At 69.9% G+C, this 26,684-nt stretch carries 21 protein-coding genes and 1 riboswitch; of the genes, 13 read left to right on the plus strand and 8 right to left on the minus strand.

Annotated elements, in window-relative coordinates; all coding sequences use genetic code 11:
* Positions 1-183: 183 nt before the first annotated feature.
* From ADK86_RS17600 to ADK86_RS17625, 6 genes are all read left to right on the plus strand, one after another.
* Positions 184-648, plus strand: coding sequence for a nuclear transport factor 2 family protein (locus tag ADK86_RS17600; RefSeq protein WP_053697425.1), 465 nt, complete (start codon positions 184-186; stop codon positions 646-648).
* An 11-nt stretch (positions 649-659) separates the two neighbouring features.
* The gene (locus ADK86_RS17605) at positions 660-1,568 is read left to right on the plus strand and encodes an NmrA family NAD(P)-binding protein (RefSeq protein ID WP_053697426.1); all 909 of its coding nucleotides are present in this window, start codon (positions 660-662) and stop codon (positions 1,566-1,568) included.
* Positions 1,569-1,663: 95 nt separating this feature from the next.
* Positions 1,664-2,218: a GNAT family N-acetyltransferase gene (locus ADK86_RS17610; protein ID WP_053697427.1), complete on the plus strand. Its 555-nt coding sequence runs from the start codon at positions 1,664-1,666 to the stop codon at positions 2,216-2,218.
* Positions 2,219-2,588: 370 nt separating this feature from the next.
* Positions 2,589-3,326, plus strand: a complete 738-nt coding sequence (locus ADK86_RS17615) for a dienelactone hydrolase family protein (RefSeq protein WP_053697428.1) — start codon at positions 2,589-2,591, stop codon at positions 3,324-3,326.
* A 457-nt stretch (positions 3,327-3,783) separates the two neighbouring features.
* A complete protein-coding gene (locus ADK86_RS42345; protein ID WP_107088498.1) occupies positions 3,784-3,975 on the plus strand; it encodes a hypothetical protein in 192 nt (63 codons plus the stop codon).
* Between the two features lie 138 nt (positions 3,976-4,113).
* Positions 4,114-4,416, plus strand: coding sequence for a hypothetical protein (locus ADK86_RS17625; RefSeq protein WP_107088499.1), 303 nt, complete (start codon positions 4,114-4,116; stop codon positions 4,414-4,416).
* 703 nt (positions 4,417-5,119) lie between these two features.
* On the opposite strand, the gene ADK86_RS40945 is transcribed toward ADK86_RS17625, so the two are convergent.
* Together ADK86_RS40945 and ADK86_RS17630 are read right to left on the minus strand one after the other, a co-directional pair.
* Positions 5,120-6,000 (minus strand): IS5 family transposase gene (locus ADK86_RS40945; protein ID WP_107088500.1). Its coding sequence is split into 2 segments (ribosomal slippage): positions 5,120-5,532 and positions 5,532-6,000, totalling 882 coding nucleotides; the frame shifts between segments, so codons are not numbered across the junction.
* Between the two features lie 195 nt (positions 6,001-6,195).
* Positions 6,196-7,059, minus strand: a complete 864-nt coding sequence (locus ADK86_RS17630) for a helix-turn-helix domain-containing protein (RefSeq protein ID WP_053697430.1) — start codon at positions 7,057-7,059, stop codon at positions 6,196-6,198.
* 197 nt (positions 7,060-7,256) lie between these two features.
* Between ADK86_RS17630 and ADK86_RS17635 the strand changes: the two genes are divergently transcribed.
* Positions 7,257-8,156, plus strand: coding sequence for an alpha/beta hydrolase (locus ADK86_RS17635; RefSeq protein WP_053697431.1), 900 nt, complete (start codon positions 7,257-7,259; stop codon positions 8,154-8,156).
* Between the two features lie 125 nt (positions 8,157-8,281).
* On the opposite strand, the gene ADK86_RS17640 is transcribed toward ADK86_RS17635, so the two are convergent.
* Together ADK86_RS17640 and ADK86_RS17645 are read right to left on the minus strand one after the other, a co-directional pair.
* A complete protein-coding gene (locus ADK86_RS17640) occupies positions 8,282-9,592 on the minus strand; it encodes a S1 family peptidase (protein ID WP_234345910.1) in 1,311 nt (436 codons plus the stop codon).
* 234 nt (positions 9,593-9,826) lie between these two features.
* Positions 9,827-10,525 carry an alpha/beta fold hydrolase gene (locus ADK86_RS17645; protein WP_053697433.1) on the minus strand — a complete coding sequence of 233 codons (699 nt, stop codon included), beginning with the start codon at positions 10,523-10,525 and terminating at the stop codon, positions 9,827-9,829.
* A gap of 90 nt (positions 10,526-10,615) precedes the next feature.
* On the opposite strand from ADK86_RS17645, the gene ADK86_RS17650 reads away from it, so the two are divergent.
* Positions 10,616-11,515, plus strand: coding sequence for an alpha/beta fold hydrolase (locus ADK86_RS17650; RefSeq protein ID WP_420718859.1), 900 nt, complete (start codon positions 10,616-10,618; stop codon positions 11,513-11,515).
* A gap of 36 nt (positions 11,516-11,551) precedes the next feature.
* Here the strand turns inward: ADK86_RS17650 and ADK86_RS17655 are convergent, their stop codons facing one another.
* The 3 genes from ADK86_RS17655 to ADK86_RS17665 all read right to left on the minus strand — a co-directional run bounded on the left by ADK86_RS17655 (position 11,552) and on the right by ADK86_RS17665 (position 14,104).
* The gene (locus tag ADK86_RS17655) at positions 11,552-11,980 is read right to left on the minus strand and encodes a nuclear transport factor 2 family protein (protein WP_053697435.1); all 429 of its coding nucleotides are present in this window, start codon (positions 11,978-11,980) and stop codon (positions 11,552-11,554) included.
* 168 nt (positions 11,981-12,148) lie between these two features.
* Complete coding sequence (locus ADK86_RS17660; RefSeq protein WP_053697436.1) at positions 12,149-12,805, minus strand: maleylpyruvate isomerase N-terminal domain-containing protein; 657 nt, start codon at positions 12,803-12,805, stop codon at positions 12,149-12,151.
* 174 nt (positions 12,806-12,979) lie between these two features.
* On the minus strand, positions 12,980-14,104 hold the full coding sequence (locus ADK86_RS17665) for a DUF5954 family protein (protein ID WP_053697437.1): 1,125 nt from the start codon (positions 14,102-14,104) through the stop codon (positions 12,980-12,982).
* Positions 14,105-14,876: 772 nt separating this feature from the next.
* On the opposite strand from ADK86_RS17665, the gene ADK86_RS17670 reads away from it, so the two are divergent.
* From ADK86_RS17670 to ADK86_RS17680, 3 genes are all read left to right on the plus strand, one after another.
* Positions 14,877-16,433: a hypothetical protein gene (locus ADK86_RS17670; RefSeq protein ID WP_053697438.1), complete on the plus strand. Its 1,557-nt coding sequence runs from the start codon at positions 14,877-14,879 to the stop codon at positions 16,431-16,433.
* 131 nt (positions 16,434-16,564) lie between these two features.
* Positions 16,565-16,792: riboswitch (cobalamin riboswitch) on the plus strand.
* A gap of 189 nt (positions 16,793-16,981) precedes the next feature.
* The gene (metE, locus tag ADK86_RS17675) at positions 16,982-19,300 is read left to right on the plus strand and encodes a 5-methyltetrahydropteroyltriglutamate--homocysteine S-methyltransferase (protein ID WP_053697439.1); all 2,319 of its coding nucleotides are present in this window, start codon (positions 16,982-16,984) and stop codon (positions 19,298-19,300) included.
* Positions 19,301-19,572: 272 nt separating this feature from the next.
* Positions 19,573-20,280, plus strand: coding sequence for a lysophospholipid acyltransferase family protein (locus ADK86_RS17680; protein ID WP_053697440.1), 708 nt, complete (start codon positions 19,573-19,575; stop codon positions 20,278-20,280).
* A 170-nt stretch (positions 20,281-20,450) separates the two neighbouring features.
* Here the strand turns inward: ADK86_RS17680 and ADK86_RS17685 are convergent, their stop codons facing one another.
* Positions 20,451-23,384, minus strand: coding sequence for an AfsR/SARP family transcriptional regulator (locus ADK86_RS17685; protein WP_053697441.1), 2,934 nt, complete (start codon positions 23,382-23,384; stop codon positions 20,451-20,453).
* Positions 23,385-24,178: 794 nt separating this feature from the next.
* Here ADK86_RS17685 and ADK86_RS17690 point away from each other — a divergent pair.
* Both ADK86_RS17690 and ADK86_RS17695 read left to right on the plus strand, forming a co-directional pair.
* Positions 24,179-25,591 (plus strand): aldehyde dehydrogenase family protein, encoded by a 1,413-nt coding sequence (locus ADK86_RS17690; protein ID WP_234345911.1) that lies wholly within the window; start codon positions 24,179-24,181, stop codon positions 25,589-25,591.
* Positions 25,592-25,655: 64 nt separating this feature from the next.
* Complete coding sequence (locus tag ADK86_RS17695) at positions 25,656-26,672, plus strand: C-terminal binding protein (protein WP_053697442.1); 1,017 nt, start codon at positions 25,656-25,658, stop codon at positions 26,670-26,672.
* Positions 26,673-26,684 lie beyond the last annotated feature (12 nt).

A 26,684-nucleotide genomic window follows, 5' to 3' on the forward strand; every position in this document is an offset into this window, starting at 1 on the left:
GTCACCCCTTGATAAGCGGACCGGCAGTCCGTATGTTGTTCCGCAGGTTGAAACGGACCCGCGGTCCACATCGTAAAGGAAGGGGCCATCATGCCCGATTCCACGCCCGTATCCGTATCCGCACCTGCACCTGCACCTGCACCTGCACCTGCACCCGACTTCGTACCCGCACCCGCACCGTCCGTGCGGCGCCCCGCATCTGACCGTCCCTACGGCCCGCTCTCCCCGGCCGACCTGTTCCACCACGCGACGCGCCTGCTGCTGGCCAAGGACATGGACGGCTGGATCGCTCTGTGCGCCGACGATGTGCTGGTCGAGTTCCCGTTCGCGCCGCCCGGTTACCCGACGGAACTGGTGGGCCGGGCGGCGCTGGCCGACTACCTGGGCGACTACACGGAGCACATCGACCTCCGCGACATTCCCCAACTGAAGATCCACCTGACCGACGCCCCGGACACCGTGATCGCCGAGATGCGGGCGACCGGCCGCATCGTGGCCACCGGCGATCCGTACGACCTCTCCTACATCGTCGTCATGACGGCCCAGAACGGCCGCATCACCCACTACCGCGACTACTGGAACCCGCTCGCCGTACCGGCCTCCATGAACGCGGTGAAGTCGTCGCCCACCGAGCCCACCGCACCGTGAGGAACCCTTTCATGATCACACCCCAGGCCGCGACGCACCGCCCCACCGTCCTGGTCATCGGGGCCTCCGGCACCACCGGCAGCCGGGTGGTGGCCCAACTGGCCGCACTGGGCTGCGAGGTCCGGGCCGCGAGCCGCCGGGCGATCCCGCGGGAGGTTGCGCGCCCGGAAACTCCGCAGGGCGGCATCCGGCCGGTCCGCTTCGACTGGTACGACCCGGCCACGTACGCCGAGGCCCTGCGCGGCGCGGATGCCCTCTACCTCGTACCGCCCGTCGGGGACCCGGACCCGGCGGCCGTCATGCTGCCCTTTCTCGACCAGGCCCGCGCGGCCGGGGTGCGGCGCGTGGTGCTGCTCAGCTCCTCGGCCATCCCCCGAGGAGGTCCGGCCATCGGCCGGGTGCACGACGCGCTTCCCGGGCTGTTCGACGAGTGGGCCGTGCTGCGGCCGTCCTGGTTCATGCAGAACTTCACCGGCGAACACCTGCACGCCCGCAGCATCCGTACGGACGGCGTCATCGCCACCGCGACCGGTGACGGCCGCGTCGGATTCGTGGACGCCGACGACATCGCGGCCGTCGCCGCACGCGCCCTGACCGACCGGACCGCACCCAACACCGACCTGGCACTCACCGGCCCGGAGGCCCTGAGCTACGACGCGGTGGCCACCGTCATCACCCAGGTCACCGGCAGACCCGTCACCCACCGGCGGCTCAGCGCCCAGCAGTTGCGCGACCACCTGGCCGCCGACGTGCCCGCGGACTTCGCCGCGCTGCTGGCCGATCTGGACCGCTCCATCGCCGAGGGGGCGGAGGACCGTACCACCGACACGGTCGAGCGCATGACTGGCCGACCGCCCAGGAGCTTTGCCAGGTTTGCCGAGGCGGAATTGGCGGAGGCGGCGGAGCCGAAGTTGCGGTAGGGAGGCAGGGGCGGGCTGGGCTCCGGCTCTACGGCTGGCCACCTACGTGCTTAATTGCATTGCCGTCGGCCGTCCCGGTCGGATAGGAAGCTCGCATGCTACGAGGCAACAAGGTCGGGCTGCGGGCCCGGCACGAGGACGACATACCGGTCCTGCGAACCGAGCTGTACGACGACGTGGTCAACGCCGCGCGGGCCGAGGGCGGGCCATGGCGCCCGATCACGCCCGGCTCGAAGGACCCACGGCTCGTGGTGGACGACAAGGAGCAGGGGCACGTCCCGTTCTCCGTGATCGAGTTGGACGGCGGCACGCTGATCGGCACGGCGACGCTGTGGGACATCGACAACCACAACCGGTCCGCGCACGTCGGGCTGGGACTGCTGCCGGCCTGCCGCGGCAAGGGCTACGGCACGGACGTGGTCGCGGTGCTGTGCCACTACGGCTTCATCGTACGCGGCCTGCAGCGCCTGCAGATCGAGACACTGTCGGACAACACCGCGATGCTGCGCTCCGCCGAACGCAACGGCTTCGTCCGCGAGGGCGTACTGCGCTCCTCGGCCTGGGTGATGGGCGAGTTCATGGACGAGGTGCTGCTGGGGCTCCTCGCCCAGGACTGGAAGCAGGACTGGCACCAGGACTCGAAGGCTTAACCTCTGGCGCGCACCCACGGAATCGGCATTCAGCCCGAGGCGTACGACCCGCAACCCGACGTCGACTTCACCCCGCTGAGTGAGCAGGACCTGATCGCTGCCGGTCTCGGCCAGGCCGCCTGAACCGTGAGGTGAACTAGTTGGTGACGCCCTTCACGGGAGCGGGCCGGTAGACGCCGGCATCCTGCCGCGAGGGTCAGCCTCCAACACCGTAGCTGGGCAGGTGATCCGTCAGCGCTGCCGTGGAAACGGGTTTGTGACGGTTCTTGTCTTGTGAGCCCTCGCCGTATTTCAGAAGGGCACCAGCGCTGTTCTGCCAGCGGCAGAACAGCGGCCGGACCGGGCTAGGCGATCACTACAGTCCAGTCTCATGACGACGATTACGACGCGTACGGTCGAGTACCCGGCCGACGGTTTGACGATGTTCGGACACCTCGCGCTCCCGGCCGGTGACGACCGCCGGCCCGCGGTGCTGCTCGGACCAGAGGGTACGGGGCTCAGCGATGTCGAACGCCGCCGGGCGGATGCTCTCGCCGAGCTGGGATATGTGGCGCTGGCCTTCGACCTTCACGGCGGGCGCTATTTGAGTGACCCCGAGGAGATGCTGGCCCGTTGCATGCCACTGCTCGCCGATCCCGACCGGATGCGGGGCATCGGCCATGCGGCGCTCGACGTGTTGCGCACCGAACCACGGACCGACCCCGACCGGATCGCCGCCATCGGCTACGGCACCGGAGGCGCCATCGGGCTGGAACTCGGGCGCGACGGCGTCGACCTGCGCGCGATCGGGACAGTGAATGCACTGACCACGGGCCGACCGGGCGAAGCGGCACGCATTCGCTGCCCGGTATGGGCCGGGGTCGGGTCGGAAGACCCGATCATGCCGCCCGCGCAACGAGAGGCGTTCACCGCTGAGATGCAGGCCGCGGGCGTCGACTGGCGCCTCACGGTCTACGGCGGCGCCCTTCACGCCTTCCACCACCCATCGGTCGACCACACCGTGCGCCCCGGCGTCGGCTACCACCCGCGCCACGCACAGCGAGCCTGGCGCGATGTCGTCGACCTGCTCGCCGAGTGCCTGCCCGTGACGGAGGAGCCGGAGGCATGACCCAGGTAAGCATGCTGGCGCCGGGCCTGGCCGGCGTCGGGCACTGACAGTCGCCTCCCCGCAAGTCCGCACAGCAGAACCGCATTCGGGCGGTGCTCGATCGCGGAGACGTGTTCGCAACTGCCGCAGTAAATACCGGATTGACTGCGGCAGGGCCTCTACGGTGATCACCGCGACCTGCGGCGGGCCACCCCGGCCTCCGGGGTCAGGTGTACGCGTTTACTGCGGCAGCAACGGAGGGGGACGGACATGACTATCGAACCAGTGACCGAGTCCGGGAATGGGGGCGCGCTTCGGCTGCCGCGCGCCCGGGTGGTGCCGCTTTCCGCCCCACCGTCGTCGTACACCGCGGCTGTCGGGCGGTCCTCACCGGCGCGGGCGTGGCGAAGTCCTCTGCGTGGACCTACACGAAGTCCTCCGCGCGGACCTACCGGATCTCGCTGACGACGGGGGGTGGATGCTCGCCAGCGAATCGGCCCCGACCGGCCCCGCCCGTCGGGGCGCGAAGCCGCCCGTCTTCCCTGTCGCCGCGATCGATGACCCGGAGCTTCCGGAGGTGCTGGCCGAGTTGACGGAGGCGCGGGCGGACGAGATGGACGCCGACACCGCCAACCGGGAACTGTCCATCGCGCACAAGGCGCTCGGCTGATGGCAGCGGCAGGGCTGGAACGTCGGCGATCCGACGATCGGCACCGCCCAGCTCCTGCCCCGCCTCATCGCCCGCCGCACCCGTGGCCCGCTGTTTCTCACCGACCGCAAGGCCCCGGCCGGAACGCCGACGCTTGACGTGTGCCCGGAGACCGGCCGGACCCGGCTCTCCAACCACCGGGCTGAGGAAATCTTCGAGGAGCACACCCGGCTCCTGGCCAACCTGCTCGCCTCACCCAAGGACATCGAGGACCTGGACGGCTTCACACTCCACCACAGCGCCCTCACACACGACGCCGAAGACGACACCTCCATTCCAATGCTGCTGACCCGCTCCCGCCACGCCTCCGTCCGCTCCCTGGAGCGGTACGCCCGCCCCGGTGGCGAAGTGGTCGCCCGGCACGTCTCGGAGCGCGAGCCTGCCGCCCGCCGACGCAGGTGAGTCCGAGCGCATCAGGGCTTCTAGACCATCTCGGTGCCCCTGGCGCGTATCTCGGTCACACCCCTTGAGGACCGGCAGAATCTGGTCCGAGGCGCGCTTACCCGCCATCTGGAACAAGCTGTAGGGCCTGTCCGACGAGTCTGCCGCGCGACCTGTCAGAGCAGGCCTGAAGCTCGGTATCCGGCAGGGACAGGGACGGCGGGGACGGGCAAGGGGATTCATCCACTTGGGGGCATGGATGTGCGGGTGTGCACCTGGTTGCGTGATGCCGCCTGGTACGTCTGTGTGATGAGTCCGGTCGGTGGTGTTCTGGAGGCCGCTCTTCTTCTCGCCTCACAGGTCGATGGGTGAGGCCAGGCGCTATGGAAGGTCTCGGATGAGTCCGTGGAGAGCCTGGAAGAACATCGTCGCCACGGCGGCAGCAGCCTTGACGTTGGTGCTGCCGACCGTCTCGGCCTCAGCAGCTCCCAGCAGTTCAAAGCCGGGCGTCGTCGCCTCGGGGTACCTGAATCTGCATCAGTGCAGCTACGTGCACCCCAGCACCGGTGGGCGCTACACGAACGTCGTGCCCAACACGGCCAACAGCCCCTTCAACACCGGCACCAAGGTCTCCAGCACGGCCGACACCCAACCGGACCGAGCTTACGCAAGCTCGGTCCGGCCGAGGCAGGAGCACCCACCTGGCCCGAGAGTGTCCGGCGAGTCACGGGCGGAGCCAGAGACGCATGGCGGCAACGGTCACCGTGCCATGAAAGACGTACGCTCGCTTGTCAAAGCGCGAGGCGACAGCACGGAAGCCCTTGAGGGCATGGATCGTTCGCTCCACCTCGTTGCTGCGCTTGTACATCGCTGGGTCGAAGCCGGTGGGTCGGCCGCCTGCGCTGCCTCGACGTCGGCGGTTGGCCCGCTGGTCTTTGCGTTCGGGGATGGTGTGCTTGATCTGGCGACGTCGTAGGCAGCGCCGGTTACGGCGGGAGCTGTACGCCTTGTCGCCGCTGACGTGATCGGGTCGAGTCCGCGGGTGGCCGCCGGCAGGGCGGGGAACACGGATGCGTTCGAGCACCGGGATCAGCTGCGGGGCATCACCCCACTGTCCCGGCGTGATGACGATGGCGAGGGGCGTTGGCCTCCCTCGCCGGCCAGATGGATCTTGCAGGTCAGACCGCCTCGGGACCCGCCCAGGGCCTCGTCCTCGCGGTGTTGAGCAGGCCGGCCGTGCCGCCCCGGAACGCGGGGTGGGCGTGCACGGGCGCCGGCGGCGTGCTGGTGGGCTCGGCAGGACGTCGAGTCGACGCCGACCATGGTCCAGTCGATCCGGCCCTCCGCGTCGGCGTCAGCCTGGACGGCTCGCAGGAGCCTGTCCCAGGTGCCGTCCGCTGACCAGCGGCGATGACGGTCGTACACCGTTTTCCACTTCCCGAACCGTGACGGCAGATCCCGCCACGGGATACCGGTCCGCTGGCGGAAGAGAATGCCGTTGATCACTCTGCGGTGACTCTTCCATCGGCCACCCCGCCCAACGTTCCGCGGCAGGTGCGGCTTCAACCGAGCCCACCCTGCGTCAGATAGATCACCCCGTCCCACGAGGGGCGGAACGATACGAACACCGACCGGTCACGCGACCCATCAGACACGACCTAGTCCTGACCACGGGCTACCCGCCGACGGGGCACATGAGGCGGCCGGGAGCGGCTCCCTGCGGCTGCAGCGGGTCGACACGGTCTCGCTTTCTCGCGCCCCGGCCTTCGTCGTAGGCGAGACGCGCTGCACCGACTCCGGCTACGAGTTCACGGCGCTGCCCGAGTGATCGGCGGCCCAGGAGGCGAGGACGCGGAGTGCGTCGTGGCTCGGGCTGCCCGCCTCGGCGGTCCAGATGACGAGTTGCTGGTCGGGGTCGGTGCTTGCGGTGAGGGTGTCCCAGTCGAGGGTGAGGTCGCCGACGACGGGATGACGGAGGGTTTTGGTGCCGACGTTGCGGGTGGCGACGCGGTGCTCGCCCCACCACTGGCGGAATTGCCGGTCCTGGACGGACAGCTCACCGACCAGTTCGGTCAGTCCGGGATCGGTGGGGTATTTCGCCGCTTCCATGCGCAGCTGCGCGACACAGGTACGGGCGACGGTTTCCCAATCCGCGTAGAGTCGCTTCATCGCCGGGTCCGTGAACAGAATCCTGGCGTAGTTGCGCCGCTTCTCGGGAATGGCCGCGAAATCCGTGACGAGGGCGGCGGCCAGCGTGTTCCAGGCAAGGATGTCCACACGGCGGCCCAGGACCATCGCGGGCGTCGAGCCGAGGTCGTCCAGCAGACGCCGCAGCTGCGGCTGGACCCGCTGCCGTGCTCGGCGGCGCGGGCGGGCGTGGTCCTTGCCGGCGAGTTCGTACAGGTAGGCCCGCTGGTCGTCGTCCAGGTGCAGGACACGCGCCAGGACTTCCAGCACCGAGGCCGATGCCTGCATACGGCCCTGTTCGAGGCGCGTGTAGTAGTCGGTGCTGATGGCGGCGAGCTGGGCGACCTCCTCGCGGCGCAGGCCCTTGACCCGTCGCGGGGCGCCGCTGTCGGGCAGGCCCACCGCGCGGGGAGTGAGTTCTCCTCGGCGGGCCTTGAGGAATTCACCCAACTCGTTGCGGTGTGCGCTGCTGGTCATGCACCCAGTGTGGCAGGTGACGCGACCTTGTTGAGGGGGAAGGTTTTATCCCCGGATCATTTTCTCCGGGGATGAAATTCTCCTCTTTGCGGGCCCTTCGGCCGGTGCCAGAGTCGATGACGTGGCCGGCGGCGACCGGCCGCCGAAACCAAGCCGTACTGCTATCCGCACCGCGCGTCAAAGAAAGCGAAGAGGGCATGAAAACGAGCGTCACCTTCCCCAGCAACGGCCTCACTCTCGCCGGGCACCTGTACACCCCGGACACCCCGCCGGAGGGCCCCTCGCCCGCCGTCGTGGTGGGGCACCCGGCCACCGGCGTCAAGGAGCAGACCGCGGCAGTCTACGCCGGGCGTCTCGCGGCGCGGGGCTTCGTCGCCCTGACCTTCGACGCCGCCTACCAGGGTGAGAGCGAGGGCGAGCCGCACGGGCTGGAGAACCCGTTCCAGCGGGCGGACGACTTCCGCAACGCGGTCTCCTACCTGACCACGCGTGACGACGTCGACCCGGAGCGGATCGGGGTGCTCGGTATCTGCTCCTCCGGCGGTTACGCGCCCTTCGCGGCGCAGACCGACCACCGGATGAAGGCGATCGCCACCCTCAGCGCCATGGACCTGGCGGGTTTCTTCAAGAGCGGCGACCCGGCGGGCTTCGCGACGATGGTCGCGGAGGCCGGGCGCCGACGCAGCGAGGAGGCGGCTGGCGAGCCGGCCACCCTGGTCAGCGTGCTGCCGGGGCCGGACCAGATCGACGCGTCGACCCCGGCGCTCGTCCGGGAGTCCGTCGAGTACTACAAGACGCCCCGCGGCATGCATCCGCGTGCGACGAACCTGTGGGTGGCGCGCAGCGCGGACCAGCTCGACCAGTACGATTCCTACGCCCACGTCGACAAGATCGCACCGCGCCCGCTTCTGATGATCGCGGGCACGGAGGCCGCCACCCGTCCGTTCAGCGAGCAGGCGGTCGCCAGGGCCGGCCGGACCGCGGAGCTCTTCGACATCGAGGGCGCCACCCATGTGGACCTGTACGACAAGGACGAGTACGTCACCCGGGCCGTCGCGAAGCTGACCGAGTTCTTCGGCGCGCATCTGACCGCCTGACCCGATCCGCGGTGCGCGCTCGGACCTCGCCCGCCGGGAGCCGAGCGCCCTCGCGGGCGCCGGCAGCGGATCTCAGGTCGACGCCTGGACGATGCGCACGTGTGTGGCGATCCATCGGACAGTCCCTAGCTGCCGGCGTTGGACGCCCCGATCTCGGCGCCCGTCGCCTCCAGAGCCTTGGTCACCGGCTGGAAGAAAGTCTCCCCTCCCTGTGTGCAGTCGCCATTGCCGCCCGAGGTCAGCCCTACGGCAGCGTCCTCGGAGAACATCGCCCCGCCGCTGTCTCCGGGTTCCGCGCACACGTCTGTCTGTATCAGCCCGTTGACGATGTCGCCGTTGCCGTAATTCACCGTGGCGTTCAAGCCGGTGACGGTTCCGTCCGACAACCCGGTCGTGCTGCCGGACCGCTGCACCCGCATCCCCACGGCGGCATCCGCGGCCCGCGATATTCGCTGTGTGCTGCCGTTCTGGAGATCCACCGCGCTCTCCGGCCGGGCGCCCGGATCGTCGTACTTCACCAGGGCGAAGTCGTTCTCGGGGAACTGGGCGTCGGCCACCGTACCCAACCGCTGCGTCCCCGCCTGATCGGCCGACCAGGTCGCGGAACTCTTCCCGCAGTGGCCCGCCGTCAGAAACGCAGGAGCGCCCTGGACGGTGACGTTGAACCCCAGCGAGCACCGAGCATTCCCCCCGAAGATGGCACTGCCCCCTACGGGCAACGCACCGCCCGCACCCCCGCCACCACCCCCCCCACCGTCGCCGCCACTTCCACCGGCCCCACCACCATCGCCCCCTCCAGCCCCACCGTCGCTGCCTCCGATGACCCCACCGCCCTCGCTACTCCCGCCGTCTCCTCCGTCGCCGCTCCCTCCGGCCTCGCCAACTCCCCCCACGCTTCCGCCGCCGTCATAGCGCCGGAACTCCCCCGACGACCGCTTCACACTCGCCACACCACTGCCCAGCTTCTCGACGGCCTTGGTGAGGGTGGCGAGCTTTTCGCCGGTGACCGTGCGGTCGGCGGTCACCGAGACGCGGTTCGTACGTGGGTTGATGGACCACGCGGTGCCGGGTATGGCCGCGCTGTTGCTCAACGTCCGTGTCGCTGCCTGGAGTTCGCTCATGCTGTTCCGTACGACCTTCGCCACCGCCCCTTCCGCCTCGACACGCCTCGCGTCCTCCGCCGACAGGACGTTCATGACGAGTCGCCCCTTCCCGGCGTCCAGGTACCAGCCCGCTGTCCGGTCAGCGCCGAGGTCCGCCTTCAGCGACGACGCGACCCGCGCCGCCGACTCGGAGGAGAAGGTGCGCAGTGACCGCGGCTGCTCCGGGCTCGCGTTGGCCTGCGGCAGCACGATCGCCGCCGCCAGGAGGGCGGTCGCCGCGCCGCCGACGAGAACGCCGGTCCGTTTGTTGACGTGCCGATGGCTCTTGCTCACGTATCGGTGGCTCACTTCGCTGACCTCCAGCTGGACCGCAGGGGGAGCGCACAGGAGAGAGCGCGGAGATGGCGCGTGGTGCCGCGGTCGGCTCCCGTGCACGGTGGGCACCCAGTTCTACGGAGGCCGCAGTGGCCCGGCTCAACCCTCCTCGTAACGCGAGGAATTCCGCTCCTCCAGCACACCGCCCCCTTACACTGCCCCGCGCCCCAAGCCCTCCCCCTCGCCAAGCGCCTACCGCTCAGCGGCATCCAGAAGTATTCGCGCCAGCTCGCCCGGCGCGGAGAGCATCGGCCAGTGTCCCGTCTCCAGTTCGACCAGCCGCCGCTTCTCGCTGGTCAGAAGCTTGGCCACGGCCGGGATCGGCTCGGGGCCGTCCAGCACGCACTTGATGTACGTCGCCGGAAGCTCGGCGAGAGAGCCGGCCAGTTCGGCGGGCTCGGTCAAGGTGGCGCCCGGATGCGGCGTCGCCTCATCCACCATGTGCTCGATCTGCTCGTCCGTAAGGCCGTGGCCGGCGTACCCGGCCGCAGCCGGCGGGGCCCAGAATCCTCCGGTCTCGGCTATCGACGCCTCCACCGCGGCCCGGACGTCCGGCCAGCCGGAGACGAACGACTTGCCGTCGACCGGTACGTCGGAGTCGACGAATATGACGCGGCTCAGCCGGTCGCCGATCTGCTCGGCGGCCTGGCCGACCGGAATGCCCGAGTAGCTGTGTCCGACCAGAACGACGTTGTCGAGGCCGAGTCGATCGACCTCACCGACGATGTCCTCAACATGCGTCTGCTGACCGGCCGGTACGCCCTGCTTGTCCGCGAGGCCCGACAGTGTCAGCGGATACGCGCCGTGGCCCGCCGCGCGCAGCAGCGGGACCACCTCGTCCCACACCCACGCTCCGAGCCACGCTCCTGCGACAAGTACGTAATTCACCATGCCCGAACCGTAGCCGAGGGGTCTGACAATCCCCTGTGACCTGAGACCCTTGAACAGCCTGAGCACTCCCCGGCAGGCATGATTACAGGCGTGAAGACGCCAAAAGCTCTCGTCGCCCCACCCGTTCGTACCGGCGCGGAACGGCTGCCCGACGGCAGGTTTCTGGGCTGGGCCGAGTGGGGCCCTGCCGACGGCACGCCCGTCCTGTTCTCCCCCGGCGCGGCCACCAGCCGTCATCTCGGCTTCGGGGCGGAGGCCGTGCACGACCTCGGAGTCCGCTTGATCTCGCTGGACCGGCCCGGGCTGGGCGTCTCCACTCCGGCCCCGGGGCGCACGCTCCAGGATTTCGCCGAAGACACCCGCATACTCATCGAGCGCAAGGGCCTCGACCGGCCGCCCGCCATGGTCGGCAATTCGCAAGGCGCGCCGTTCGCCCTGGCCTGCGCGGCCGCCCGTACGGTCAATGCCCTCGCGCTCGTCTCCGCGGCCGACGAAATCGCCGAGCCGCGCTTCAGCGACGTATTGCCGCGGGACCTCCAGCAGTTGACGGACCTTTGCGTACGAGCACCGGAAGAGGCCGGGGATTCCTTCGCCGGATTCGCCCCGCGGATGATGTGGGACATGGTCATGGGCAACAGTCCCGCCTGCGACCTGGCCGTCTACCAGCGGGAGCCGTTCGCCGGCGCGTACCGGAAGGCGCTGGAAGAGGGCTTCGCCCAGGGGGCGGCCGACGGTTACGCCCGGGACGCCGTCCTGGCGATGGGACGGTGGGGGCTCGACCTCGCCGCGATCGGAATTCCGGTGGATGTGTGGTACGGCGCGGAAGACCGCAGCCACTCGCCCGACCAAGGAGCTGGTTTGGCGACGCAAATCCCCGGATCCGTACGGCACATCGTGCCCGGGATCGGCGGCGCCGCCCTGTGGACGGCAGCCGACCAGATCCTCCGCACTCTCCTGGACCGCTCCGGGAAGCCGACCCGACAGCAGTGACACCCCATGATTCAGAGTGGTCAGGGGCCTCCGGACTTACAAGTTGTCGCCCCATCCACCCTGAATCATGGTCTGGAACGCCCATTTCCCGTTCCGGCGGATCAGGATGTCGGCATACCGCAACTGCGTGGACTGCCCCGCCTGGGTCATGGTCGAGTCCGTGAAGACCACGGCCATCGAGGCCGAGAGGAATACGGGCGTCCGGGTGGACTCGAAGGTGATGTCCTCGTTCCCCTCACCCATCACCTGCGTCATCGTCGCGACGAATTGTTCGCGGTCCCACTGCGCCGAGCGCCCGTTGCCGGCCGCATCGTCGCTCACGAGGTTCAGGGGAAACACCGCCATGTCCGCCATGCGCTCGACATTCCGCTTCGCACTTTGCGCGTCGTACTCCGCGAACCAGTCATCCAGGCTCGTACGGTCCTCATCGGTCGGCACGTACCCGGTGTCAGGCAGAAAGGTCACGCGAACGTCTCCTCAAGTCCTCGGTCGCACACCCATCGGACATGGCTGCGCGAAGAAGAAGGTACGCGCCAAGGCGCCACTAGTCAAGGTTGATTAGTTGGGGCGCCGAGGGCCGGTCCGGCCAGCGTCACACGGCCCTGCCGACGGCAGGAGCCTACGAGAGTCCGGTCACCCGATGACGAACGGCAATTTCGCGGCCAGCTCTCCCAGTTCGGCCTTCTCGGTCTCGGTCGGCGTGCGTCGTCCGGTCCCGATCAGCAGTGCGTCCTTGTCGGAGAACGACGAGGGGAATGCGGCGCCGGCGATCTTTTCCAGCATTTCCCGCGTTCGGGCCAGACCCTCGGTGGGCGGTTCCGCCGCGTTCGGCACGTGCGCGATCAGGTCGAGGTGGTGCAGCGTCCACTCCAGAACGTACGCGGAAAGGTAGTCGCCCGTGGTGAGTACGACGTCGCGGGTACTGACCCTGACCGTGGGGTCCGCGAGTTCGGCGGCGCGGCCGGCGGCGGAACCGAGGTCGTCCAGATGGAACTTGAGCAGCCCCGGGTCCTCGTACGCGGCGGCCAGGCGGACGATCAGCGCGTCGAGCGGGTCGTCACCGGTCGGCGGCGTGTCGGCGACCTCCCAGTACGTCACCGCGTCGCGGGTCGGTTCCGTGTCGGCGGGGGTGACGAGGGTGATCAGGACGTCCTGGGCGTCGATGATCAGGTGACACACCAGGTCCCGTACGAGCCAGCCGGCGCAGCCCGACGGCCGCGCGAAATCCTCGTCCGAAAGCTCGGCGACCGCGGTGCGCAGCGCCGTCCAAGAGCGTGAGAAGAGATCCACGGCCGCAAGCTAGCAGCGCCCGGCGTCGGCCGCGACCGGATTTCGTCCGCCCGGGCCATGCGGGACGGGGCAGTGGTGGCAGGAGTGTGCGTATAGATGCAGTTGAGCTCGGCTCCGTCGGGGCGGAGCCGAGCTCAACAGTGATTCACCGAGCACAACAGCGACTTACTGCGTTCAGGTGCGCTTCTTATTCGTCTTGCGCTCCTTGGCCGCCGCTCGGCGAGCCTCTTCCTGCTCCCACAATGCCTTGAACTCCAGCGTCCGTGCGTCGAGTTCGAGCGGCTCGTCCTCTTCCTTCCACAGCCCCTGATCCTTCAACTGCTGGGTGTGGACCTCCACGGGAGGCTGGGGGTCGAAATCGCTGGGCCGCGGGCCCTCCGGTCCGCTGGGGCCGATCCGGACCAGCCGCTCCACCCGCGTAATACGGAACCGGCGCCCATCGACGCTCAGACCGTTGCTCCGCTTCTCGTCCAGCGCATCGGCCGCTCGCGCATACTCCGCCCGCTTCTCTTCCGACAGCCGCAGATTGAACGGGGCCATCACCCGGAGCCATGCGGCAAGCCCGTCCCTGGCCCCTTGCGGAGTGGAATCCGACGCCCCCGGATTCTGCGCCCTCCACTGCCCGTCCACCCGTTCCGAGGTCATGAACACCGCCGGCAGCAGCACACCGCCCGGGTATTTCTCGGCGGCGCGCAGGGCGTCGATGCGTACCTCCGCGGGCGCATTGGGGGAACCGCCGACGAAGTGGACGAGATCGAGTTTCAGAAGGCCGTCGGACAGGCCGGTACTGACGTAAGGATCAACAACGAATCCCTTGGTCCGGGACGGCACGCGAAGCGCTTCGCCGACCTCCGCCGGATCGGGGTCGGAGGGGCGGGGCGGTTCGGGACCGCTGCGGCCCATGCGGATGAATTTCGACGCCCGTACGATACGGAATCGCTCGCCACGGACGCAGATCTCGTCGACGACCTCCCGGTCCATGCGCAACGCCGCCGCCATCCACACCTTCTGCGCCGCCGCGTCACCGGATTCGTCGGCCCGTTTGGCCCGCAGGCGGAAGTGCGACCCCAGGGAATCCCTGGCGCCCTGCGGTTCGCTGGCGCCGTGCTCGGACAGTTCCCAACCGCCGGCATCGCGCTCCTTCGCGTGGAAGAACTCCGCCAGCCCCACCCCCAGAAGTTCCGGGTAGCGCTCGCGCGCCTGCCACGCCTCCAGGTCCGCCAGGGCGGCAATGGGCCCGTCCTGCGGAGCCACCCGGAAGGTGAGGTAGCCGGGCACCCTGTCCTCGTAACCGTTCATGCACCGAATGTGCCGGAAGCGGTGGCGGCTCCGCCGGAAAACCGGGGAAACAACCCGGTCGCGCATGGTGAGCGTGCAGGTGTGTGATATGGGCACAAAGCAGTTCGGGGCGATGGGCCGCATCGTTCGGCTCGGAGGCCAGATGCCCCAGGGAGACGGGGAGGTCGCGCAGGGGCCGGGGGCCCTCGCCGCGACGGGCTGCGTGGGCACCAGATCAGACAGACGGGCCACAACCCGGCGCCCGCCAATCGGGCAACTCAGGCCGGGCGGCGCCCCTTCGGCGCGCTCGCTCAGGCCCGTACCGTACGGATGGACGCGTCACGCCTCGCACCGCAAGCGACACGCCCCGCCCCTCGAAGCGCAGCCTCTCGAAGCCCCACCCCTCGAAGCGCGACCTCTCGAAGCGCGCCCCCACACCCCTCCCCCACGCCCCTCCCCGGCACCACCCCACCAAGACCACCAAGACCACCAAGAACACCCCCGCAATCCCACCACCCCATTTCCGTTGCCCCCTCAACCATTCAGCAGACCGGACCACCCATCGCGGAATCCCCCGCACCCCCGAGATAGTTCACCGCGAAATCATCATTGGTCCATATCAATGCCCCGGCGTACAGCCCGAATTCGCCCCGGACCACCGGTCATGGCATGATCACCCAGCTCCCTTTCCGCACATCCGCACTTCTTCGCAACCGTCCCATTGTTGTGAGGCGCCGTTGCCGGAGGCGACTTCGTCACGGCGTGCCCCACCCCACATTCTCTAGGGCTCACCTTGCGTACGATCACCAAGCAGGCACTCATACCTGCCCTGACCGTCATCTCCCTGCTGGCTTCCGGCTGTTCGTCGGGCAGTGGCGCCGGCCCCGACGCCGGCACCGGCGGGTCCGGCGAACCCGGCGCCGGGGCGACCGCCGCCCAGGCCGCCGAGGGCCATGACGCCGCCGACGTCACCGCCGGCAAGGGCGGCAGCGGCGGGCAGCGGCTGGCCGTCGGTGCGGCTCCCACGTCGTCCGGCCCCGCCGGTGCGGCGGCCGTGGCCCGCCCGTCCGGCGACGGACGCCCGCAGTACAAGTCCGCGGTACGGGTCGCCTCGTACGACCGCCGCAGCGGCCGCGCGGTCGTCGTCAGCCCGGCGAAGCACCTCCCGAACCCGTCCTCCTCGGCCTCCGCATCCACCGCCCCCTCCCCCACTCCCTCCGCCTCCGCTCCCGCGAAGAACTCGGCCGTGGCCGTCGGCGACGTCATCGCGAGCGCGCCCGCTCCCGGCGCCCCCAGCGGCGTCCTGGCCAAGGTCACCGCCGTACGGGGCACGACGGCGAAGGGCACCGAGGTCAACACCGCGCCGGCCACGCTCGATGCGCTGCTGGGCAAGGGCAAGGCCGATGGGAAGGTGCCCGTCGATCCGGCTGCCGTCTCGGTCGAGCCGCTGGTCAAGGGGGTGAAGGTTTCCTGGGCGAAGAATGGCGAGCGCCGCTTCGGGCCGCACGGTGCCACGCTGCCCCTCGGCAGTCTGCGCCTGGACGTCGGTGCTTCGGTCGCCACCGCGGAGGGCGCCCCGGCGAGTGCCTCCGCCTCGGTTGGCGGCTTCGTGCAGCTGTCGCCCAAGGTGGAGTTCGCTTACGACGGCAGCCGAGCGCACGCCACGCCCTCTCCCGCCTCCGCCAACCACACGGCACCCGGCGGCGCGTTCATCGGGCTGTCCGGTGACTGGTCCTCCCAGTGGCGCTTCAAGGGCCAGGCCGCTGCCTCCACGGGTAAGCCGCTGCGGATGCCGTTCGCCAAGCTCCACGCCGATCCGGTCATCCAGGTCGGCCCGGTGCCGGTCGTCGTCAACCTCGACCTCACGTGCTACCTCGCGGTCGAGGCGGACGGCCGGGTCAGCGTCGACATCAAGCAGGACCTCAAGGGCGACTTCCGGGTCGGCGGCAGCTACTCCTGGGCCGGGGGCTGGAAGCCCGTCAGCGAATCCGGCATGCACTCCACCCCCGTACAGGCCGCTGTGACGGCATCGGGCCAGGCGAAGGCCACGCTCGGTACCGAGGCGAGCGTCGGCCTGTACGGTGCGGTCGGTGTGAGCGCCGATGTCGCTCCGTATCTGCGCGGCGAGGCCAGTGCCGCGGCCATCGGTTCCTCCGACGGGAAGGGTTCCGTCACGGCCGACTGGAAGGCTTTCGGAGGGCTGGATCTGAGCGGCTCGCTCCAGGCCCAGCTGACGATCTTCGGCACTCCGCTCTTCCAGAAGCGCATTCCGCTGGGCACCTTGCACCGCGAATGGAAGCTCGCGTCCGGCCGGTTCTCCTCCGGCACGTCGCAGCCGTCTGCCGGCTGAACCCTCCGTCACGTAGCGCCGAAGCCGTACGGGCCGGTCCCTGCCGGATCCCGTACGGCTTCGACGTCCCCCCATCTCATTTCCCGTCCCGCCATATGAACAGGTCTGTCCGCTCGGGCCCCGCTCGATCTACTGTGTCCGGTGCAGCTGGTTCGCCCTGCCCGCCAGGCAGGCGCGTCGTAAGAGGGAACCCGGTGGGAATCCGGGACTGCCCCGCAGCGGTGAGCGGGAACGACCGCCGTCATACGCACTGGATCCGGGCCGCGGATCCGGGAAGCGACGGCCAGTAGGTGCCCGCCGGGAGAGCCCGGCAGGCGTGCCCGCGAGTCCGAAGACCTGCCCGTTGCCCGCGCGCGTCCATGCGTGCGCGGTCTTCCCGGAGACCTCGAGGGCGGGTTGGGAGCGTTCCGGACTTGGTCCGGAACCGTACATGTCAGGCGGGCAGGAGCGTCGGCGTACGCTTCGCGGCTCGTCCGACGCGTCGTTCCTTCGCGTTCTCGTCCCGTTTCCGGGACGTACTCAAGAACACATCCGCGAAGGAGAGTTCCGTGACAGCGAAGCCCGCAGCCGCGGCAGCACGGGCCACCGTGTACGGCTACCCCCGCCAAGGTCAGCACCGGGAACTGAAGAAGGCCATCGAGGGCTACTGGAAGGGCCGCGTCACCGCGGACGCCCTGGTGGAGACCGCGCGGGGCTTGCGCCGTGCGAACTGGCAGCAGCTCGTGGACGCCGGCGTGCACGAGGTGCCGACCGGTGACTTCTCGTACTACGACCACGTCCTGGACACCAGCGTCATGGTCGGAGCCGTCCCGGACCGGCACCGCGCCGCCGTCGAGGCCGGCGCCCTGGACGGCTACTTCGCGATGGCGCGCGGCACTCAGGACGTGGCGCCGCTGGAGATGACGAAGTGGTTCGACACCAATTATCACTATCTGGTGCCTGAACTGGGGCCCGACACGGTCTTCGCCGCGGACTCCGCCAAGCAGGTCGGCGAGCTGAAAGAAGCGCTCGCCCTCGGGCACACGCCGCGTCCGGTGCTCGTCGGCCCGGTCACCTACCTCCTGCTGGCCAAGCCCGCCCCCGGGGTCGCCGCCGGCTTCGACCCGCTGATCCTGCTCGACCGGCTGCTGCCGGTGTACGCGGAGGTCCTGGGCGATCTGCGCGCGGCCGGGGCCGAGTGGGTGCAGCTGGACGAGCCCGCCCTCGTCCAGGACCGCACCCCGGCCGAGCTGAACGCCGCGGAGCGCGCGTACCGCGACCTCGGAGCCCTCACCGACCGCCCGAAGCTGCTGGTCGCCTCGTACTTCGACCAGCTCGGCGAGGCCCTGCCGGTCCTGGCCAAGGCTCCCGTCGACGGCCTGGCGCTGGACTTCACCGAGGCCGCCGCCGGCAACCTGGACGCGCTCGCCGCCGCGGGCGGCCTGCCCGGCAAGCGCCTGGTCGCCGGTGTCGTCAACGGCCGCAACATCTGGATCAACGACTACGAGAAGTCGCTGGCCACGCTCGGCACCCTGCTGGGGCTGGCCGACCGGGTCGACGTGGCCGCCTCCTGCTCCCTGCTGCACGTGCCGCTCGACGCCGCCGTCGAGCGCGACATCGACCCGCAGATCCTGCGCTGGCTCGCGTTCGCCAAGCAGAAGACGGCCGAGATCGCCACCCTCGCCCGCGGCCTCGCGCAGGGCACCCACACGATCGCCGCCGAACTGGCCGCCAACCGCGCCGACCTGGCGTCCCGCGCCGGTTCCGCGATCACCCACGACCCCGCCGTACGCGCCCGCGCCGCCGCCGTCACCGACGCGGACGGGCGCCGCTCGGCACCGTACGCGAAGCGCGCCGCCGCCCAGCGGGCCCACCTGGGCCTGCCCCTGCTGCCGACCACCACCATCGGCTCCTTCCCGCAGACCGGTGAACTGCGCGCCGCCCGCGCCGATCTGCGGGCCGGGCGCATCGATACCGCCGGCTACGAGGAGCGCATCAGGAACGAGATCCGCGAGGTCCTCGCCTTCCAGGAGAAGGCGGGCATCGATGTCCTGGTGCACGGCGAGCCCGAACGCAACGACATGGTGCAGTACTTCGCGGAGCAGCTGACCGGCTACCTCGCCACACAGCACGGCTGGGTCCAGTCGTACGGCACGCGGTATGTGCGTCCGCCGGTCCTGGCCGGTGACATCTCGCGGCCCGAGCCGATGACGGTGCGCTGGACGACGTACGCCCAGTCCTGCACCGACCGGCCCGTCAAGGGCATGCTGACCGGCCCGGTCACCATGCTCGCCTGGTCCTTCGTACGCGACGACCAGCCGCTCGGCGACACCGCGCGCCAAGTGGCCCTGGCCCTGCGCGACGAGGTCGCCGACCTCGAAGCGGCGGGCACCTCGGTCATCCAGGTGGACGAGCCCGCCCTGCGCGAGACGCTGCCGCTGCGCGCCGCCGGTCACGCCGCCTACCTCGCCTGGGCCACCGAGGCGTTCCGCCTCACCACGAGCGGCGTGCGGGACCGGACCCAGATCCACACGCACATGTGCTACGCCGAGTTCGGCGACATCGTCCAGGCCATCGACGATCTCGACGCCGACGTCATCAGCCTGGAGGCGGCCCGCTCCCACATGCAGGTCGCCCGCGAACTGGCCGCACACGGCTACCCGCGCGAGGCCGGCCCCGGGGTGTACGACATCCACTCGCCCCGCGTGCCCAGCGCCGAGGAGGCGGCGAGCCTCCTGCGCAAGGGCCTCGACGCGATCCCGGCCGAGCGCCTGTGGGTCAATCCGGACTGCGGCCTGAAGACGCGCGCCTGGCCCGAGACCCGCGCTTCGCTGGAGAATCTGGTCGCCGCCGCGCGGACCGTTCGGGCGGAGATTCCTTCTGCCTGATGTCGAGGGGCTGTGACAGCCGGTGATTGCTTATGGCGAGAACCGGTGACGGCCGGTGACTGATTGCGGCCGGAACCCGTGACGGCCGGGAGGGCGCACGCCCGAGCGTCCTCCCGGCCGTCCACCACCGCCTTCCGGCGTCACGCCCCACCGGTACCCCCACGAGTGGTTACGGACGCTCCCCCCTGCATCTACACTACGTCCTCCTGCACCTCGTCTGACCTGCGTAAACAGCGTCGTTGAGCCGGTTCCGGAGAGTGAGGAGAGGCCCTGTGTTCTATCAGGTGCTCAAGTACGTGATCCTGGGGCCGTTGCTGCGGCTGATCTTCCGGCCGCGGGTGGAGGGGCTGGAGCATGTGCCCTTGCAGGGCCCGGCGATCATTGCGGGCAACCATCTGTCGTTCTCGGACCACTTCGTGATGCCGGTGATCGTGCCGAGGCGGGTCACGTTTCTGGCGAAGTCCGAATACTTCACGGGACCCGGTCTGCGCGGGCGGCTGACCGCGGCGTTCTTCCGGGGAATCGGACAGATTCCGGTGGACCGCTCCGGCGGCAAGGCGGCCCAGGCCGCGTTGCGGTCCGGGCTGGCGGTGCTGCGCAAGGGGCGGGTGCTGGGGATCTACCCGGAGGGGACGCGGTCGCACGACGGGCGGCTCTACAAGGGCCGTACGGGAGTGGCCGCGATGGCGATCAAGGCCCAGGTGCCGGTGATCCCGTGCGCGATGATCGGTACGTTCGAGGCACAGCCCACCGGCCGCCGCCTGCCGCGAGCCATGCGCATCACCATCCGCTTCGGCAAGCCGCTGGAATTCGAGCGGTTCGCGGGCCTGGACGGCGAACACGCCGCGCTGCGCGCCGTCACCGACGAGATCATGTACGAGATCCTGCAGCTCTCCGGCCAGGAGTACGTGGACGAGTACGCGAACGAGGCGAAGGCGCGGCAGCAGTCGCAGTGGGGGTTGGTGCGGCGGTTCCGGTGAGCGCGGGGGTGGTCGGGACGGAAAGACTGCCGCGCCGATTTCCATCGTGCTCGACGCCGCACAAGGCGCGGGCAGGCACCGGTGCGGAGGCCAGGACCGTCCGGGCCGCGTCGGGCGTCTACGGCTCGTCTCCGGACCGCGCGCTCCGGCGGATTCATGGGCACGCGGATCTACACGTCCGCGTCGCCTACCGGCGCCGGCCTGCCCGCGGGCAGCAGCCTCCGTACGGCGGGTGCCTCCGGGGAGTCCAGCGCCTCGTACGTCTCCAAGGCTTTGTGCCAGCAGACGCGGGCGCGGTCCGCGTGCCCGGTCCGCCGGAGGGCGTGCCCGAGGGCGGTGAGGGCGTTGGCGCGGGCCCATTGGCCACTGGGGCCACACAGGATGGCCAGGGCCTCTTCGGCCCGGCCCGCGGCCTGCGCCGGACGGTCCGCGGCGAGGTGGGCTTCTGCCATCCGCCAGTACGTCATCGCCTCCCACAGGCACTGCCTGCTGTCCTGGTAGAGGGCTACGGCTTGTTCGAGTTGCCGCAGGGCGTCCTCCGGGCGCCCGGCCTGTGTCAGGGCCACGCCGAGTGTGTAGTGGCCGGCGGCCAGCCGCGTCGTCGCGCCGATTGCCTGGTAGAGGGCCAGGCACTGCTCGGCCAGGCCCACCCCTTCGGCGATGCGTCCGGTGTCCTGGTAGAGGAGGGCAAGGTTGGCCAGCGCGCTGGCCACGCTGTTCTGGTTCCCGTAGCCGCGAAACGCGGCAAGAGCCTGCTTCAGGAGAGATTCCGCGTCTTCATGGCGGCCCCGCAGACTCGCGATGATGCCGCTCTCGTTGAGAGCGTTCGAGGAGAGAACGGGGTCCGCGCAGTGGCGCCGGAGCGCCATGGCGGCCTGCGCCTGCCGGTCCGCCTCCGCGAGACGGCCGGCCATGATGTGGAGGTGGATCATGAGCAGGCGCAGCCGCCCTTCGGCATGGGTGTCCTGCGCTTCCAGCGCGGCCGTCAGCAGGTGCTCGATCGTCTGCTCGTACTGCCGGGCGCCCGTGCCCGAATCGGCCAGATCCTTGGTCACCAGCATGAGGTCCGCCGCACGACGCAGCGTGGGCCCGCGGGCCGAGGCGCGGGCGCAGGCCAGCAGGTTGCCGGCCTCCGTGTACAGCCATTCCAGCGCGCGTTCCCGGTCCTCGAAGGCCAGGCCCGGGTACTGGGTGGGCTCAAGATGATCCAGCAGGGGTTCTCCGGGCCGGTTCATCGTGTACACGCGGGCGGCCGTGGCCAGGTAGTGGTCCAGCAACCGCGAGCGCGCCGCCTCGCGCTGCTCCGGGGGATCGTCCCGTTCGGCACGGGCACGGGCGTAGAGGCGCAGGAGGTCGTGGTAGCGGTAGCGGTCCGGCGCGGGGGATTCCAGCAGCGAGGTGTCCACCAGGAACTCCAGCGTCTTTCCGGCCTCTTCGGTGTCCAAGCCGAGTACGGCCGCGGCGGCGCCCAGCGAGATGTCCGGCCCGCACGGCAGGGCCACCAGCCGGAAAGCGCGGGCCTGCCGGGCGGCGAGCTGCCCGTATCCCAGCTCGAAGGTGGCCTCGATGCCGAGGTCGCCGGCCTGGAGTTCGTCCAGCCGATGGTGTTCGTCGGCCAGTTTGCGTACCAGGTCGGCGGCGGTCCAGGCGCGGCGTGCCACCAGGCGGGCGGCGGCGATCCGGATGGCCAGCGGCAGCCGGCCGCACGCCGCCACGACCGCCCGGGCGTCCTCGCCTCCTTCGCCGGTGATGCGGGTGAACAGGGCGAGGGCTTCTTGGGGCCGCATGACGTCCAGGGCCACCGCGTGGGTCCCCGCCGGGTGGGCCAGCCGGTTGCGGCTGGTGACCAGGGCGGCACAGCCGTCCGTGCCCGGCAGCAGAGGACGGACCTGGGCGGCGTCGCGGGCGTTGTCCAGCAAGGCCAGGACGCGGCGGCCGTCGAGTACGGACCGGTAGAGCGCGGAGCGCTCGCTCACCCCCTCGGGGATGGCACAGTCCGATACCCCCAGGGCCCGCAGGAAAGCCCCCAGTACGGACTCCGGGTCGGCCGGGCACGGTCCGCAGCCCCGAAGGTCGACGTACAACTGCCCGTCCGGGAAGAACGGCCGGACCGCGTGCGCGACATGCACCGCCAAGGCGGTCTTTCCGACGCCACCGATCCCCTCGACCGCGCACACGGCCACCCCGCTCCCCCTGCCCGGACCGAGGTACGCGACCAGCTCCTCGACCAGCGCGGCCCGCCCGGTGAAATCCCGGGTGTCCGGGGGAAGCTGAGCCGGCCGGATCCGTGCCGTGCCCCCACCCGCATTGCGCGGGCGTCCCCCTTCGGGAGCGGGCAGGCGGGGATCGGCCCGCGCGATACGCCGATGCAGTTCGGAGAGTCCGGGTGAGGGGGCGACGCCCCGCTCCTGGGCCAGCAGGCGCCGGGTGTCGGCGTAAACGGCCAGCGCCTCGGCCCGCCGGTTGGCACGGTAGAGCGCGAGCATCAGAAGTTCCTGGAGTCGCTCGCGCAGCGGATGCCCGGCTGTCAGCGCCGTCAGCTCCGCCACCACCTCCGCGTGCTGCCCGGCCTCCAAGTCCAGGGCGAGGCGGGTTTCCACCAGACTCAGGCGGTGCTCTTCCAGACGGGCGCGCCAGGCCGCACCGTACGGGCCCGGCACACCCGCCGGCGGCTCACCGGTCCCCAGCTCCATGGCCCGGTCCAGCAGTTCGCGGGCACGGGCCGGGTCGCCTGTACGACGTGCCTGCTCGGCATCGGCCACGAACCGTTCGGCGCGTTCGAGATCGAGCCCGCCCTCGCCGACGCGCAACGCGTAGCCATCGGCCTCGCTCACCAGCATGCCGGCGTCCGGCCCCAAGACCGCGCGCAGCCGGCATACATACGTGTGCAGGACGGCCCTCGCATCCGGCGGCGGATTCTCACCCCACAGGGCGCGGATCAGCTCCGGCGCCGATGCGCCACGGCCGCCCTGGATCAACAGAACGGCGAGCAGCGCCCGCTGCCGCGGCGAACCGGCATCGAGCTGCCGTCCCCCGCGCCAGACCGCGACCCGCCCCAGCACCGTGAACCACAAGTGCCGCTCGTCCCCCGCAGCGTCGGCCATGGACGCCTCACATCCCGCATTCAATGCTTGACTTGCCAGTCTTCCACGCCAGCACCCGAGAAGCCACATAACGGCAGCCGATATGAACAAGATGTGAAGAAGAGGCCGAAGCTCTCCGGCGGACACGCCACTGCCCATAATCGGCGGCGCCCTGGTTACGTGGCTTACACAGCAGCCGCCCGCGTCGCCGACACGCTTCTCGGCGAGCCGGTGGTGCTCTGCACCCAGGCCGCCAACGACCACTCGATGCGCCTTGCGGGGAATCCGGGATTCACCGCGGTGACACGGTACGAAGCGTGGGGCGCCGAACTATGGATGCGCATGCGCCCGCCGACCGAGCCACCCGTGCAGCGCTTTCCTCCGGCCGGAATACCGTGGGCGGCCGCGCGAAACGAGATTCCGTCCGGCCTGCCGGCCGATTCACGAGGCGGCGTAGTCTCCGCACCCCCTCTCCCACCCCAGCATCACGCGAACGAGTGAAGCCTTCCCCAACTCCCCCAGCCAGATCAGCCAGCCCGTAAAAACAGCCCGAGGCACGATCCCACCTGTTGCCATTGAGGCGGGAGAGCATTTCAGCGACTGCCGGTGCTTATCTCCGCCATTAACTCCAACCCCCCGCCGAAATGGAGGCATATAAACCTACCGCCCACCTCCCTCCGACAACCATCCACCAGCCACACATCACCCACATTCAAAGCAAACTTTACTTGACGTTGAACGCCGGGTTACGCATACCCTGAATTCAAGTGATGTGGCGAAGTGTCCACGGGAAACACCCCAGGCAAGGGAAGGCGATGAGCGCTGCCGTGAATGCGATTTTCAGCGAAGGGCGCTGGTCGTCGGTCGACCGGGTGGCCGATGTGCTCAACCCGTACACCGGGGAAACGGTGGGGCACATGGCGCGGGCCGAGGCGGGGCAGGCGGTGGCTGCCGCGCGGGCTGCCGGCAGGTTTCGGTGTGAGGCGTCGGCCCATGAGCGCGGTGCCGTTCTTCTGCGTACCGCGGATGAGATCCAGAATTCTGCCGAGGTTTTCGTCCGGTCGATCGTCGAGGAGACCGGGAATACCCACAAGGACGCGGTGAGCGAGGTGCGGCGCGCGGTCGCGCAACTGCGTTTCGGTGGCGAAGAGGCGAAGCGGCTGACCGGCGAGAGCATCGCGACGGATGTCACGGATTACACGGCCCGCAGACTGGCCGTGACGCTGCCCGAACCGCTCGGGCTGATTTGCGCGATCACTCCGTTCAACCGTCCGCTCAATCAGGTCGTCACCAAAGTGGTGCCCGCCGTGGCGGCAGGCAACAGTGTGATCGTCAAGCCGTCGGAGAAGGCGCCGTTGACCGCCGGGCTGTTCGTCCGGGCGCTGCTGGACAGCGGGCTGCCGCCCGGGATGATCGCGCTGGTCACCGGGGACCCGCTGGAGGTCGGCGAGGCGCTGGTGAGCTGCGAGTACATCGACATGGTGACATTCACGGGCAGCGCCGCGGTCGGGCAGCGGATCGCCCGCCGTATCGGCATGATCCGCAGCGCCTTCGAGTTGGGGGACAGCGGTGCGCTGATCGTGGCCGACGATGCCGATCTGTCCGCGGCGGTCAGCGCCGCCGCTGCGGGTGCGTACGCGACGGCAGGGCAGTCGTGCCGCGGAGTGAAGCGGATTCTGGTGCAGGAACAGGTCGCCGACGAGTTCGCCGACATGCTGGTAGAAGCCACCGAGCGGCTGGTGGTGGGCGATCCGCGCGACCCCGGTACCGACATCGGCACACTGATCGACGAGCCGGCGGCCGTACGGGTGGAGCGGCGGGTGGCGGAGGCGGTGGGCGGCGGTGCGCGGGTGCTGGCCGGGGGGCGGCGCCGTGGGGCGCAGTTCTGGCCGACGGTGCTGGATCACGTCGACCGCGGCGCACCGCTGGTGTGCGAGGAGACCTTCGGACCCTGTGCCCCGCTGGTGCGGGTCAAGGACCTTGCCGACGCGGTCGACTACCTGAACGCCGGCCGGGTCGGCCTGCAGGCCGGGGTGTTCACCCAGCGGATCGACGACGCGATGCGGGCCGCCCGCGAGTTGCAGGTCGGCGCCGTCATCGTCAACGGCGGCCCGCAGTTCGAGTCGCCCAACATCCCCTTCGGCGGGGTCAAGGACAGCGGCCACGGGCGCGAGGGCGTGCGCTACGCCATGCGGGAGATGACCCGCCTCAAGACCCTGGTGCTGTAACCGGCGCCGCCGCATCACCGGAGACATCCGTCTTCGCGCCAACGCTCAGTGAGGTGATGCCGTCATGCCTGTCGTCCTCTATACCGACCCCGCTTGGGTGATCGGCCCCGATGGTGCCGTGGACAGTGATCGCGCCGACGTCGAGCGCGAGGTGTACGGCACGGACATTCAGATGCGGTTCGGTCCGTACCGGGACGGTGCCTTCGATGTCTCCGGCGACGCGTTCCTGGAGGCCCTGCACGGGGCCGACGCGGTCGCCATCTATCGCGCGCAGATCACCCAAGAGGTCGTCGACCTGCTGAAGCCTGACTGCCGGGTCGTCGCCCGCCAGGGCGTCGGTACCGACAATCTCAACGCCGGGCTGCTGGAACGCCACGGCATCCTCGGTTTTAACGTGCCCGACTACTGCGTCGATGAGGTCAGCAGCCACACCGTGGCGATGCTGCTGGCGCTGGAACGCAAGCTGATCGCCCAGGACGGCCTGGTCAGAGCGGGGCGGTGGAGCATCCACGCCGGTGGCGTTCCCCGGCGTACCGGTGACCTCAGTGTCGGCATCGTCGGCTTCGGGCGCATCGGCCGGGCCACCAGCCGTAAACTCCAGCCCCTCTATCAGCGGGTGCTGGCCTACGACCCCTACGTACACGACGATCTGATGCGCGGCTACGGGGTCCAGGGACGGCCCTCGCTGGACGAGCTGTTCTTCGACGCGGACGCCGTCGTGCTGCACGCCCCGTTGGACGACAGCACACGGCACATGATCAACGACGTGTCGCTGCGACCCTTGCGGCACGGCGCCTTGCTGGTCAATACCGCGCGGGGCGGGCTGGTACAGCCCGAAGCGGTGCTGGAGCGCCTGCGGGACGGGCGGCTGGGCGGCTACGGCTCGGACGTGTTCACCCCGGAGAATCCCTGCGACCACCCGGTGAACAAGGAAATCCTCACCCTGCCCCACACCGTGGTCACCGCGCACCGGGCGTTCCTGTCGGACGCCTCGGAGCGCAGCCAGCGGCTGCGGGTCGCCGAGGAGATCCGGCGCGTCCTGCTGACCGGACAGCCGCCGCTGTTCGGCCGCCTGGCCTAGCGGGCGCTGGTG

It is taken from the genome of Streptomyces sp. NRRL F-5755, from assembly GCF_001279365.1.
Taxonomy (GTDB): Bacteria; Actinomycetota; Actinomycetes; order Streptomycetales; family Streptomycetaceae; genus Streptomyces; species Streptomyces rimosus.